Raw genomic sequence first — 13,892 nt, forward strand, 5'->3', positions numbered from 1 at the left:
ACCCGCGATTGACTCAAGAGTCAATCCGCGAGCACTTGTCGCGAGGCACGTCCGGCTCCCAATAGAGCGAGGGGGCGAAGGACCCATGACGGGCACCTCCACCCCCTCGTCCTGCTACTCACGGGGCCGGGCCCCGTTCACCTACTTCTTCGCGTTGGTGCCCGCGCCGGTGTCCGACTGCGGACCCACGGTGATGTCGAAGCGCACGCCACCCGCCTCTTCGACCTTGTCCGGCTTCTCCTCGCTGGCCGAGTGCTGGACCAGGTCCACCGCGAACTTGCCCTGGTCCGCATCAGTCACCTGCGCGACGAAGCGCACGCCGACATGGTGAGCGCCGTTCGGGTCCAGAATCAGGCCCTCCAGCCGCGCGCCGTTCGGGTTGACGATGCGCACCTGGCGCTCGCCCACCACCTCGAAGCCCGTGCCCTGGTGCTGCCAGCGCGCCCACAGCTCCTCGGGCAGGGTCAGGAAGAGCTGGCCGCGCTCCAGGAAGGACGGGCCGCCGGTGCGGTCCGGAATGCGAACCTCCAGGGCCGCCGTGCCGTGGGCGTCACGCAGCAGGTTGCGCAGACGGAAGTCGTACTCGCTCGCGGGCGCGAACGGCGTCAGGTTCACCACGTTGATGTTCTTCCACGCCAGGTTGTTGTTCCAACGCGTGTTGTTGAGCGTGTTGGAGCCCGCAACCTCCACCAGCGTCATCGGGTCCTGCGTCGACACCCACCGCGACAGCAGGCAGTAGTGGCCCGGCGCCGGCACGCCCGTCCAGGGCACCATGAACTCCTGCGTGGCGCCCGCGGGGATGCTGACGGCGATGGTGCCAATGGGCGCCCAGTCCGTGGGCCACACGGCCGCGCCACCGGAGCCGGTGTAATAGACGAGCAGCGTGCCACTCGCCGGGTTGCCCGGGGGCACGAGCGGACCGTTGTTGCGCAGCGTCACGTAGACGAAGTTCGTCTGGCCGAACTCCGGGTTCTGGTGGCCCACGCAGCCGGCCGTCTGGCAGACGCGGATGTCGGGGCTGATCCAGATGGGGTCCACCGTCGGCGTGAGACCGAAGTCGCTGCCGTTGTCCTTGGAGTACACGTCCACGCGGCACTGGGTGATGGTGAGCGAGACGAAGTCCACCGCGGAGTCGTCCTGGACGATGACATCCACGAAACCCTGCGCGTTGAGGGTGGGGATGAGGTTGACCGCGCCGGGGAGCGCCGCCAGGTTGAGGTTGATGGTGCCCGTGGCGCCAAAGGCGATGCCCAGGTTCGTCAGGGAGTCGCCAAAGCCGGTGGCGACCTGCGTGCCCGCGGGGCCCATGAACAGCAGACCCATGGAGTCATTGCTGCCCAGGTTGCGCACCGACATGCGCAGGGTGGCGCCACAGATGGGGCCATTGCGACGCAGGTTGGTGAAGGTGGTGGCGAACCACCGGTCGATGCTCGTGTCGTCGAAGGCACGCGAGCCGGGGAAGGTGTAGTTCGCCGCGATGTAGTTGAGCATGCCCGTGCTGGGCGACACCGGCTCGGTGGGCAGCACGAAGCCGTCCGCGACGCCGTGGGTGAAGGTCTGCGCCTGGGCGGTGCCGCTCCAGGTGAAGGCCATCAGGGCCAACAAGGTGATGGCTGAGCCAAGGATGGTTCGGGGGTGTGAGTGACGATGTTGCATACGCTCCTCGTGGTGCCGCGGGTTCAGCCGCACCGGTCCGGGTCGAAGAGGTCAGAATCGAGATGAGTGAATGAATGGCGGGCTGCGGCCGGAGAGGGAGCAATGCTCGTGCCCAAAACCAAACAAAGACATTGCGGGGATGACGCACCGCTCAATGCCTCGCGCAGAGACCTTTCACGCCACAAGAGTCGAGCTCCGTGTGGCGTGAAAGGTTACGTCGGGCCGCGCGCATTCCCAGACGGCGCGCAGCGGCCCTGAAGCTTTACGGTGTCAGCGTTCCCTGACGAAGCGCGAAGCCGTGGCGGTGCACGGCCTCCACGGCGAACTTCGCGGCCTCGGGGTCCGTGGGCGGGAGGATGCCGTGGCCCAGGTTGAAGATGTGCCCCACGGGGCCCGCGCGCAGGAGGATGTCTTTGACGCGCCCATCCAATTCCTCACGCGGAAGGAACAGGTGCAGCGGGTCCAGATTGCCCTGGACGGCGATGTCCGGCCCCAGCACGCGCCGGCCTTCGTCCATGGGCAGCGTCCAGTCCAGGCCCACCACGTCCGCGCCCGTGCGCTGGAGCAGCGGCAGGTGCGTGGACATGCCCACGCCGAAGACGATGACGGGCACGCCGGTGGCCTTCAGCTCGGACACCATGCGCGTCAGGTAGGGCAGACAGAAGCGCTCGTAGTCCCACGGCGACAGCTCGCCGCCCCACGAGTCGAAAATCTGGACGATGCTCGCGCCCGCCTCCACCTGCATCTTGAGGTAGGGGATGAGCGTGTCGGTGAGCTTGCCGAACAGGCGGTGCGCGAGCGCGGGCTGCTCGAACATCAGCCGCTTGATGAGGATGTAGCTCTTGGAGCCGCCGCCCTCCACCATGTACGCGGCCAGCGTGAAGGGCGCGCCCGCGAAGCCGATGACGGGCACGGAGTCGTTGAGCGCCTTGCGGGTGCGGCGGATGGCCTCCGCCACGAAGCCCGTGCCCTCCACCGGGTCCGGCACGCCCAGCCTGTCGATGTCCGCCGCGGTGCGCACGGGCTCCGGGAAGTGCGGGCCCTTGTCCCCCAGCTCCAGCGTGATTCCCATCGCCTCCACGGGAATCAGGATGTCGGAGAAGATGATGGCCGCGTCCACGCCCAGCCGTGTCACCGGCTGCACCGTCACTTCGGCGGCCAGGTCCGGGTGCTTGCACAGGTCCAGGAAGGCGATGTTGCCGCGGATGGCCCGGTACTCGGGCAGGTAGCGGCCCGCCTGACGCATGAGCCACACGGGCGTGGTGTCGGTGGGCTGGCGGCGTGCGGCGCGGAGGAGTCGGTCGTTCACTTCGGGCTCTGGGTCAAAGCTCCGGTCGGGAGCGGAGAAGGATGGGACGGATGAGGGACCACGGTGCCGCGGCAGCGGGGCGCTGCTCCCAGGCCACTTCCACGCGAAGGGGCTCCTGGCTCGCGACGTCGGACTCATCCGACTGGGGAACGTAGAGCAGACGGTTGGGTCCCGCTTCCCAGGAGAACTTCCCCGGGCCGTCGTCGCGGACGAGCTTGTACTCGAAGACGCCCCCCACGGGCAGCGACAGTGTCACCGCGCCGGCCTCGGGGCGCAGCGAGCGCTCGGCCTTCCACCCGCCCAGCTCCGGCCCGCCGCCCACCACGCGCACGGACGCATCTCCCGTCGCGAGCACCACGGTGCGCCGCTCGCCTTCGCCGCGCGACCACGCCCGTGCCTTCCGGGCGAGCGCCGCGAAACCACCCGGCGTGCGCGGCTTCAGCCGACGCAGCGTCACCTGACCGGGCGGATTCGTGACGTGGAAATACGCGGACTCGGCGAGCCGCCCCAGCATGCCCTGCGAGCCCGTCAGCGGATCCACGCCCTGGCCGGCCTCGCCCAGCGCCTCCGGCAGGAACACATCCCGGGGCTTCGTCCCGGAGTTGATGCCGATGAACACGGCTTCGTCGGGAGTCACACGGGCGTAGGCGAAGAGGTCCTCCCGGGCGGCGAGCACCAAGGTCTCGCCACGCTGGAGGGCCTCACTGCCCCGCCGCGCTTCCAACAGCCGACCAATCCACGCACGCAGCGGGTGGTCCGGCGTGAAGCGCATGTCGCCCCGGTTCTCCGGCTCCTTCGCGCCGGTGAGCCCCTCCTCGATGCCGTACGTCAGCGCCGGCACCCCCCGCGCGGTGAGCTGCACCGCCAGCGCCCGCTTCACCTTCTCCAAGTCCCCGCCGCACTCGCTCATGACGCGGGGCAAATCGTGGTTGTCCAGCAGCGTCACCAGGGAGTCGGGCGCCGGGTTCAGCCGGTCGTTGAAGAGGACCGCGCCCAGATGCGCCGGCGAGCGGCCCCGACAGAAGACATCCACCAGCGCGAAGGCCAGCGGGAAGTCGAACATCGTCCCGAAGCGGCCCTCCTTCATCACCCGCGACAGCAGCACCGGGTCGCCGTCCAGCAGCTCGCCCAGGAGGAGGAAGTCGTTGCCCGCGTGCGCGCGCAGGTCGTCGTTGTAGCGCGCCCAGAAGTCCATCGGCAGGTGCTTGACGGCGTCCAGGCGGAAGCCCGCGGGCTTCACCGCGTCCACCCACTTCAGCGACTTCGACAGCAGGTGCGCGTAGACCGCCTCCTGCTCCACCGCCAGGTCCGGCAGCCCGTGCACGTCGCGCATCACCAGCTCGCGCGAGTCATTCCAGTTGTCGATGGGCCCCAGGCCGTGGAACCACTCGGGCTTCTCGCGCGTGAGCCGCGTCTCCGGGCCCACGTGGTTGAGCACCACGTCCAGCACCAGCCGCATGTCCCGGCGGCGCAGCTCGTCCGACAGCCGCGTCAGCAGGGCCTCGTCACCGAAGCGCGGCTCCACCCGCCCGAAGTCCTCCACCCAGTAGCCGTGGAAGGCGCCGTAGCCGTAGAACTTCTCCGTCCGCATCTGGAAGACGGGTGAAAGCCACACCGTGCGGACACCGAGCGACTTCAGCCCGTCCAGTCGGTCGATGACACCTCGCAGGTCTCCGCCGTGAAAGGCCTGCGCGTCCTTCGCATCCACCGTCCCGTCATTGCCCGCGTCCCCGTTGGAGAAGCGGTCCACCATCACGAAGTAGATGGCGTCTCCGGCTGGCGGCGTCCACAGGCCCCTGTACGGCGCGGGAGAGGGAGGCGGCACGGGAGGAGCCTCGGGCCCGGGAGGCGGCAGCTCCGTCGGCGTGCTCTTGCCCGGCTCGATTCCCTCGCCGGCCGGCGCGTCCAGGCCGGGCACCACGCCAGGGCCCCCTTCCGTGTTCGGCACCAGCATGGGAGAGGCGAGGAACGAGTCGAACAGCGCGGCGGCCTGTCCCGAAATCTGCCGCGACACCTCGTTCTGCGCGTCATCCTCGCGCTGCTGGTCGAACTGGAGCGCGGCGCCGTAGTCCTGCAAATCACTGGTCGGCTCCAGCGTGGACGTGGCGCGGTTCGCCGTCGTCTTCACGTACACGTCCCAGGAGAAGCGCCCCCCCACCTGGCCGAAGAACGACACCCGCGTCTCCACCAGCAGCAGCAGCGGAGCCTCCGGGGCCTGCGCCTTGAGCATCGCGAAGCGGCGCTGCGAATCCGTCACCTTCGCGAAGTCAGTGGCGTACCGCTCGTAGGGCACCTCCTGCACCTGGAGGTTGCGTTTGGCCAGCGCCTCCAGAACGCGCTGACGGACGCCTTCGGGGACCTGGGCCACGGTGCCGCGTCGCTGCGCGTCGTCCCGGATATAGGCCACCGCCACCACGGTGCCCTCGGGCGCCAGCACCGGCGGCCCCTGCCGCTTCAGGCAGCCCGACGCCATGAGCGCCAGGATGAGGACGACCACCCACCGCTGTCTCAGAACCATCCTTCGGCCTCGATGGCGACCACCGAGTGCCAGTGGCGCTCGGGGCCGATGTACGTGTTGTACTGGTCCAGGCTATCCACGAAGGAGTTGCCGAACGCCGCGTGCTGCGAGGAGTGCTGCAAGCCATACAGCAGCCGCAAGCTGGGGCGCGCGTAGATGCCTCGTCCCGTTGGATTGAGGACGACACCCACCTTGCCCTGCCACGTGTTGCGCGTGTCGCTGTCGCCGTACTCCAGGCCGCGCGAGTCCGGGATGCCCCCGGAGTTGGTGAACACCGAGTCCACGTGGTTGCGATACAGGTTGCCGTTCTTGCTGCGCTCCGTGGCGATGCTCGTCTCCACCAGCAGATGCACGCGCTCGGTGAGGAAGTACTGGAGCCGCAGCACCGTGGACGCGATGAGGCGGTCGTCGTCGCCGGGCTTGATGGCGTTGTCCTCGTTGAACGCGTACCCCACCCAGACGCCCCACAGAGCCTCCAGCTTGTCGGGGATGAGCTTGATGTAGGCCTCGTTGCCCAGCGCCGCCTCGTAGCGCTCGTCGGTCTGGTCCGCGATGAAGACCGAGAACTCCCTGTCGCGAACGCGCTCCGTGTAGGACTGGTCCGGGTGCTTGCGCTCGAAGGTGAGGTACAGGTTGTCCCAGATGAGCGGCCCCACGTTGCCGAAGCCCACGTAGCCCATGGCCCGGTATGACAGCGCGCTGCGGGGAGTCAGGTTGCCCACCTCGTAGTCCGCCTGACCCGGGTTCTGCTCGAAGTAGCGCTGCACCACCTCGCGCCGCACGTAGTCTTCGTAGTTGGTGTTGGGCGACGCGTAGAGCGCGTTGCGATTGCCCCGCACGTCCGGCTCGTAGCCGAGCTGCCCGCGCACCCCCAACTCCAGGTGCCCCGGAATCAGGCGGTAGCGGAAGGACGCGGCGCCGGTGAGCACCGTGTTGTACTTCTGGGGACGCAGCGTGTAGCCGCTGTCACCCACCGCCAGCAGCACGTCGTAGCGGTCTCCCTGGTATGTGCCGGACAGGCCCACGGTGTCCCAGAGCAGTGTCGCCGGCCGCTGGTCGTAGATGTGCAAGTCATTCCAGCGGTCCTCGAGCGTGCCGAGCTGCCACGTCACCCTGTCGAGCAGGATGTTGCCGGCGCGCACGAACAGGTAGTCCGCGCGGAAGTTGACGAAGGAGCCGTTGCCCGGGTCCGCCGAGCGGAACGAGGTGCCGGAGAAGCGCGTGTGCACCTCCGCCCAGGCCTCGTCGGTTCCCGGCGCGGACTGGAGCACGTCCAGCCTCAGGTTCAGCTCGCCGTAGGGGCTCTCGTTGAGGAGCCGGCCGTACAGCCAGTAGTACCCGAGCTGGCCGGAGCCGCCCGAGAAATCCGGGCGGGTCATGATGCGGAAGTAACCCGCGGCGCCGAAGCGATCTCTCGACGCGTCGGCCAGGGTGACGAGCGGGATGAAGAGCAGCAGGAGGGCGCCGAGGCGCGCTGGCAGGACTCGCATGGACGGGCCCCGCTTATAGCGCACCTCGCCTGCCTGCCCCTACTCCGCGCGCAGGACGACGATGGTGCGCTCGGGCACCCCGTAGGTCACCCCCGTCACGGGGGACGGCGCGTCGAGCCAGGAGTTGCCGGTGACACGGGGCTCCAGGCCCGTGGCGGACAGGTACTCGGGACTGTCGAAGTACGCCTGGGTGTCGATGAGCCGCTTCCACTGGCGCCCCGGAGGCAGGGTGAACTCCACCGCGCGCGGCTCCATGTTGATGAGCACCACCAGCTCCGGGCCGAACGACGTGTCGGGGTAGTGCATCATCAACTGCTTGGTGTCCCAGCCCACCTCCTCGGTGTTCTGGGCGCTCTTCCACACCAGGGGCGAGCCCTTCTCGTAGTCGGGCGGCGCAAAGGCGTAGGCGTGCTCCTTGCGCAGGCGGATGGCGGCCTTGACGAACTCGTACATCCGGTGCCGCTCGTCGCGCGCCAGGTAGGCGCCCCACTGGTACCAGTTGAAGGGGTTGTCCGCGCGCGTGGAGTAGGCGTTGTTGTTGCCCAGCTGCGTGCGCATCCACTCGTCGCCGCCCAGAATCATGGGCGTGCCGTGGCTGATCATCATCGCCATGAAGGCGTTGCGCATCATCTGCCGGCGCATGCTCTCCCCGCGCGTGTCACCCACCGGGCCCCAGTTGCGCGAGCGGTTGTGGTCCTCGCCGCTCACCTTGTCGCAGAAGGGGCTGTTGGGCGTGTCGCAGCACACCGGGTTGAGCGGGCCGCACTTGTTCTGCTTCACCTCGTACGTGAACAAGTCATACATCGTGAAGCCGTCGTGCACGGTGATGAAGTTCATCGAGTGGTATGGGCGCCGGCCGTTGCGCGAGTACCACTCCTTGCTGCCGTACATCAGGAAGGCGCCGTCCGCGGAGCCCGGCCTGCCGCACAGCGAGCCCTCGTTGGAGTTGAGCTTCCAGTCGTCGCGGTTGATGAACGCGCGCCACCAGTCGCGGAAGCGGCCGTTCCACTCGTACCAGCCGTTGCCGGGCTGGGTGAGCGAGTTGGGGAACTCGCCCATGGGCATGCAGTACCAGCCGCCCGCGCTCCAGGGCTCCGCGATGATGCGCGTGTTGTAGCGCTGGAGCACCGGGTCATCGACGATCTCCTGAAGCACCGTGTTCTTCGGGTCGTCCCAGCGGTTGTAGTCCTGATCCCTCTCGCCCAGGATCGGCGCCAGGTCGAAGCGGAAGCCATCCACGTGCAGCTCTTCGACATAGAAGCGCAGGCTGTCGATGATGAGCTTGCGCATGGGGCGGTGGTTGGGCCGCGTCTGGTTGCCCACGCCCGTGTTGTTCCAGTACGTGCGCCGGTCCCCGTTGAGCCCGTAGTACGCCTGATTGTCGATGCCGCGGAACGAGTACACGCCGGCGACCTCCGCCGGGTCCAACGAGTCCAGCGGCTCACCGGGCAGCACGTCGTCCGACTCCAGCTTCTCGCGCCAGAGGCCGCCCTCGCCGGTGTGGTTGTAGACGACGTCGACGATGACCTCGATGTCGCGCTTGTGCAGCTCCTCCACCATCCACTTGAACTCGTCGACGACCTCGTTCGGCCGCTTGAAGGCGGCGTAGGACAGCTCGGGCGCGAAGAAGTTGATGGTCTGGTAGCCCCAGTAACCGCCGTCCAGCGGCTTCTCGTGGATGGGGAGCAGCTCCACGGCGGTGATGCCCAGGTCCTTGAAGTAGTCGGCCTTCTCGCCCAGGCCCCGGTAGGTGCCGGGGAAGCGCACGCCGCTGGCGGGGTCCGCGGTGAAGCCCTTGGCGTGGACCTCGTAGACGATGAGGTCCTGCCACTTGTGGCCCGCCCACTGCTCGTTCTGGCGGTTGTCCCGCCACTGCCGCTCCCCGTCGCCCCACTGGTAGTCGCTCTGGACGAGGACGCTCTTGGCGGAGGCCGCGTACGTCACCTCCGTGCGCGCGGGCCCGCTGGCGGTGCTGCCCTTGCTCCAGTCGTGGTCCCGGTGCAGCGCCTTCGAGTAGGGGTCCGTCAGCAGCTTGTTCGGGTTGAAGCGGTTGCCGTCCACGTCCGCGTCCGCGCGGAAGCCGTGGATGGAGCCGGGGAACCAGCGTTGATCGAACTCCCAGTTGGGACCCCAGGCCCGGAAGCCGTAGTGCTGCCCCAGGCCCACGCCCTCCACGTAGACGTTCCACACGTCCCCGTAGCGCGTCAGCTCATAGGTGCGCGAGGGCCGGTTGCTCTCCGGATCATCGAACAGGAGCAGCTCCAGCCGCGTCGCGTTCTCCGAGTAGAGGGCGAAGTTGACCCCCTGGTCGGTGAACGTCGCGCCCATGTGCTTCATCGACTCGACGTCCTCGACGGTGTAGCTCGGGGCGCGGGCCTCGCTGTGGTAGAGCCGGACGTAGTCGCTCTCGCTGCAACCGACGGCGAACAGAAAAGCGACCAGGGTCGCGCCCCTCGAGAGGGACCAACGGGGAGTGCTCATACGGTGGGGTAGACCTCGACGGACCGGATGTCAGCTTCCATAACAAGCGCCTTCTGGGGCTGACAAGGCGGCCACCCCAGTTGTCCCTCTACGGACCCCGGAAACTTCCGGATGGCCCGGCGCGAGAATAACGCACCGCGCCCAACCGGCGAGGTTTGGGGAAAGCGCGACGCTCCGGGTAATGTGCCCCGCCGTTCTCTCCCCTCATTTTCGAGCGCGTCTTGTCCGAAGTCACCTTGAGCGGAATCAAGAAGTCGTTTGGCCCGAACCTCATCGTGAAGGGCGTGGACCTTCAGGTGGGACAGGGCGAGTTCCTGGTCATGGTGGGGCCGTCGGGTTGTGGAAAGACGACACTCCTGCGGCTCATCGCGGGGCTGGAGCAGGTGGACTCGGGCGAGGTGCGGATCGGCGGGGCGCGCGTCAACGACGTGCCCCCGAGGGATCGCGACGTGGCGATGGTGTTCCAGTCGTACGCGCTCTACCCGCACATGACGGTGCGGGAGAACCTGGCCTTTGGCCTGACGCTGAGGAAGTTCCCCCCGGCGGAGATCGCCTCCCGGGTGGCTGAAGTCGCGACGATGCTGGAGCTGGGCCACCTGCTGGAGCGCAAGCCCAAGGCGCTGTCGGGTGGACAACGTCAGCGGGTGGCCATGGGGCGAGCCATCGTCCGGCGCCCGAAGGTCTTCCTCTTCGACGAGCCCCTGTCCAACCTGGACACCGCCCTGCGAGTGCAGATGCGCGGGGAGCTGGCGCGGCTGCACCGCCGGCTGGGCGCGACGATGATCTACGTCACCCACGACCAGGTGGAGGCGATGACGCTGGCCACCCGGGTGGCTGTCTTCAACGCGGGCGTGTTGCAGCAGGTGGGACCGCCGTTGGAGCTCTACAACCGCCCGGCGAACCGCTTCGTCGCGGGCTTCCTCGGCTCGCCCGCGATGAACTTCCTGGAGGCCCGGCGCGACGGCGCGAACCTGGTGGGCAAGGGCTTCACGCTGCTGTCCCCCTCGGACCTCGCCCCGGGTGCGACGAACCTCCTGGTGGGCCTGCGGCCCCAGGACCTGCGCGTGGCGGCGCTGGGCCCCCTGACGGGCACGGTGGACGCGGTGGAGCGGCTGGGCTTCGACGGCTATGCCTTCGTCAGCACGGAGGCGGGTCCGGTGGCCGCGCGCTTCGACAAGGGCTCCCAGGTTTCGGTGGGAGACAAGGTGTCGCTATCGCCGGTGGCGGACGCGCTGCACGTCTTCACCGAGGATGGGTCCGTGGCCCTGCGCCACCCGGTGGACCGCGAGTCGCTCGAGGTGGCGTCTTGAAGAGGCTGCTGGCGCTGGTGCTGCTCGCGACGGCGTGGAGCGCGCACGCGGCGGAGCCCCAGACAGCACCCCTCAAGCTGTGGCACGCGTACCGGGGTGGCGAAGAGGCCGCGCTCCTCCAGGCGACCACGCTCTTCACCGCGAAGACGGGCGTGCGGGTGGACATGCTCGCCCTGCCCTATGACGCCTACGCGTCCAAGCTGACCAACGCCATTCCCCACGGCGCGGGGCCCGACGTCTTCATCTTCAACCACGAGCGGCTGCGCAACTTCCAGGGACAGAACCTGCTGGCGCCCACGACGGCGACCCTCGTCCGGGCCGACTACTTCGCCAACACGGTGGAGGCGCTGGAGGTGGATGGCCAGGTGTACGGCTATCCGATGTCGCTCAAGTCGCTGGCGCTCTATGTGAATACGAAGCTGGTGCCGCGCCCGCCCACCACCACCGCGGAGCTGCTGGCGCTCCTGCCCACCCTGTCGAAGCCCGAAGAGGGGCGCTTCGGGCTGGCGTACGAGAGCGGAGACTTCTACTTCCACGCGCCATTCCTCTTCGGCTTCGACGGGCCGCTCTTCGACGCCACGGGCCGCGCGAGCTTCGACACGCCGGGGATGGCGCGCTCGCTGGCCTTCGTGAAGCGGCTCCAGGACGAGCGGATGATGCCCCAGGAGGTGTCTGGCGCGCTGGTGAAGACGCTCTTCAACGACGGCCGCGTGGCGATGACCATCAGCGGCCCCTGGTTCGCGGGAGAAATCGCACCGTCCGTGCAGTACCGCGTGGTGGCGCTGCCCACGGTGAGCGAGACAGGCACGCCGATGAAGCCCTTCCTCGGCGTGGAGGCGGCGTTCGTCTCCTCGCGCACGGAGCAGGCCGCGCGGGCGCACGAGCTGGCGCGATTCCTGTCGCTGGGCGAGGCGTCGCGGGTGCGCACCACGGTGGGCCGGCAGATTCCGGCGGACGTGGCCGCGTACCAGCTCCAGGAGGTGAAGGACGACACGCTCATCTCCTCCTTCCGCGAGGCGGCGAAGGACGCCACGCCCATGCCCAACACGCTGGAGATGGCCCGCGTGTGGGAGCCGATGAAGCTGACGTTGCGCGCGGTGCTCCAGGGCGGAACGCGGCCCGAGGACGCGGGTGCGCTCGCGGACCGTCGCTACCGGGCACTGCACCGGGAGCGCCCGCCCGACGCCAGCCCCATGCCCTGGCTGGGTCTCGCCGGAGTGATGGTCCTGGGCGGAGGCACGGCGTGGGTGCTGCGGAGGCCGGCGCAGAGCCAGACGTTCCGTCAGCGCTATCCGGATGTGTCGCGCGCGGTGGCGTATGTCGCGCCCGCGGCGGCGGGTCTGCTGGTGCTGGTGTTCATCCCCTTCGTGGTGGGCCTGTCGCTGTCGCTGTTCCACCACGACGCGGGGCAGTACACCTTCGTGGGCCTGGCCAACTTCGTCGACATCCTGGCCAGCCGTGGCTACAGCATCACCGAGCCGCTCTCGTTCTACTTCACGCTCGCGGTGACGCTCTTGTGGGCGGTGGTGAACGTGGTGCTGCACGTGAGCATCGGCCTGGGGCTGGCGCTGGTGCTCAAGGACCCGCTGCTCAAGATGCGGGGCATGTACCGGGTGCTGCTCATCATCCCGTGGGCGGTGCCCAACTACATCACCGCGCTGATGTGGAAGGGGATGTTCCACCGGCAGTTCGGCGCCATCAACGGCCTGCTCGTCGCGCTGGGCCTGGAGCCGGTGAGCTGGTTCACCCGCTTCTCCACGGCCTTCGCGGCCAACGTGGCGACCAACACGTGGCTGGGCTTCCCGTTCATGATGGTGGTGGCGCTGGGCGCGCTGCAGTCCATCCCCCCGGAGCTGTACGAGGCGGCGGAGGTGGACGGGGCGAGCAAGTGGACGCAGTTCCGGCGCATCACCCTGCCCCTGCTCAAGCCCGCGATGTTGCCCGCCGTCATCCTGGGCAGCGTGTGGACGTTCAACATGTTCAACATCATCTACCTGGTGTCCGGAGGCGAGCCGGGCGGCGCCACGGACATCCTGGTGTCGGAGGCGTTCCGCTGGGCCTTCCAGCGCAATGAGCAGTACGGCTTCGCGGCGGCGTACTCGGTCCTCATCTTCGTGGTGCTGATGGGCTGGTCCGTCTTCACCCGGCGCCTGATGAAGCCCGAGGAGGCGTCATGAAGAAGCCCTCCGGCTTGAAGATGGCCGTCATCCACATGGGGCTGAGCCTGATGTGCATGGTGACGCTCTACCCGGTGCTGTGGGTGGTGAAGATGGCGCTGTCGCCGTCGGACGGCCTGTCGCTCACCGCCAACCCGTTCCCGGACGCGGTGACGTTCGACCACTTCCGGGAGGTGTTGCTCGGCTCGGATGCGCAGGGGCGCTGGGTGTTCGGCCGGCAGGTGCTGTCGAGCTTCATCGTCTCCGGCGCCACGACGGTGGTGGGGCTGACGCTCGCGGTGACGGCGGCCTATGCGCTGTCGCGCTTCAAGTTCCCGGGCAAGGAGGGTGGCATGCAGGCCCTGCTCGTCACCCAGATGTTCCCGGCGACGCTGATGCTGGTGCCCATCTACGGCATCCTCCAGAAGCTGAGGCTGCTCGACAGCCTCACCGGGCTGGTGCTGGTGTACGCCACCACCGCCCTGCCCTTCTGTATCTGGATGCTGAAGGGCTACTTCGACACGCTGCCGCGTGAGTTGGAGGAAGCGGCGGTGATGGACGGAGCCTCGCCCTTCCAGGTGTTCATCAAGGTGGTATTGCCGCTGGCCCGCCCCGCGCTGGCCGTGACGGCGCTGTTCTCCTTCATGACGGCGTGGAACGAGTTCGTCCTCGCCGCCACGCTGATCAATGACCCGACCCGCTTCACCCTGCCCGTCGCCCTCCAGCGGTACGTGGGCGAGTACAAGGTGGAATGGGGCAAGTTCGCCGCCTGCGCGTTGATTGTCTCCGCGCCGGTCATGGCGTTGTTCTTCGCTCTCCAGAAGCACCTCGTCGGCGGGTTGACCGCTGGCGGCGTCAAGGGGTGATGGCCGATGTCGTCGCGTTGTCCGCGGTCCCTTCTTCTCGTGTTGTCGTTGCTCGTCGTGGCCTGTGGTGATGACCCGGAGGGCGGCCAGCCCCCCTCGCTCACCC

The 13,892-nt window shown here is 68.3% G+C and carries 8 protein-coding genes; 3 read left to right on the forward strand and 5 right to left on the reverse strand.

Annotation, left to right across the window (positions count from 1 at the left end):
* Positions 1 to 141 precede the first annotated feature (141 nt).
* The 5 genes from HR086_RS14485 to HR086_RS14505 all read right to left on the reverse strand — a co-directional run bounded on the left by HR086_RS14485 (position 142) and on the right by HR086_RS14505 (position 9,454).
* Entirely contained in the window at positions 142 to 1,593 is a 1,452-nt protein-coding gene (locus HR086_RS14485) for a hypothetical protein (protein WP_254614256.1), read from the reverse strand.
* Between the two features lie 325 nt (positions 1,594 to 1,918).
* Complete coding sequence (gene hemE / locus HR086_RS14490) at positions 1,919 to 2,965, reverse strand: uroporphyrinogen decarboxylase (RefSeq protein ID WP_174465923.1); 1,047 nt, start codon at positions 2,963 to 2,965, stop codon at positions 1,919 to 1,921.
* A gap of 13 nt (positions 2,966 to 2,978) precedes the next feature.
* Positions 2,979 to 5,483 carry an alpha-amylase family glycosyl hydrolase gene (locus tag HR086_RS14495; protein WP_174465924.1) on the reverse strand — a complete coding sequence of 835 codons (2,505 nt, stop codon included), beginning with the start codon at positions 5,481 to 5,483 and terminating at the stop codon, positions 2,979 to 2,981.
* The gene (locus tag HR086_RS14500; RefSeq protein ID WP_174453308.1) at positions 5,474 to 6,973 is read right to left on the reverse strand and encodes a hypothetical protein; all 1,500 of its coding nucleotides are present in this window, start codon (positions 6,971 to 6,973) and stop codon (positions 5,474 to 5,476) included. The genes HR086_RS14495 and HR086_RS14500 overlap by 10 nt, the downstream gene beginning before the upstream one ends.
* Positions 6,974 to 7,012: 39 nt before the next feature.
* Positions 7,013 to 9,454 carry a glycogen-debranching protein gene (locus HR086_RS14505; RefSeq protein WP_174453307.1) on the reverse strand — a complete coding sequence of 814 codons (2,442 nt, stop codon included), beginning with the start codon at positions 9,452 to 9,454 and terminating at the stop codon, positions 7,013 to 7,015.
* A gap of 221 nt (positions 9,455 to 9,675) precedes the next feature.
* Between HR086_RS14505 and HR086_RS14510 the strand changes: the two genes are divergently transcribed.
* From HR086_RS14510 to HR086_RS14520, 3 genes are read left to right on the forward strand one after another with little or no spacing between them, the layout of a single operon-like run.
* Positions 9,676 to 10,764, forward strand: coding sequence for an ABC transporter ATP-binding protein (locus HR086_RS14510; protein ID WP_174453306.1), 1,089 nt, complete (start codon positions 9,676 to 9,678; stop codon positions 10,762 to 10,764).
* Positions 10,761 to 12,941, forward strand: coding sequence for an extracellular solute-binding protein (locus HR086_RS14515; protein WP_174465925.1), 2,181 nt, complete (start codon positions 10,761 to 10,763; stop codon positions 12,939 to 12,941). Before HR086_RS14510 ends, HR086_RS14515 begins: the two co-directional genes overlap by 4 nt.
* A complete protein-coding gene (locus HR086_RS14520) occupies positions 12,938 to 13,786 on the forward strand; it encodes a sugar ABC transporter permease (protein ID WP_174453304.1) in 849 nt (282 codons plus the stop codon). The genes HR086_RS14515 and HR086_RS14520 overlap by 4 nt, the downstream gene beginning before the upstream one ends.
* The last annotated feature ends 106 nt before the right edge of the window (positions 13,787 to 13,892 follow it).

This window comes from Myxococcus sp. CA039A, from assembly GCF_013336645.1.
Taxonomy (GTDB): Bacteria; Myxococcota; Myxococcia; order Myxococcales; family Myxococcaceae; genus Myxococcus; species Myxococcus llanfairpwllgwyngyllgogerychwyrndrobwllllantysiliogogogochensis.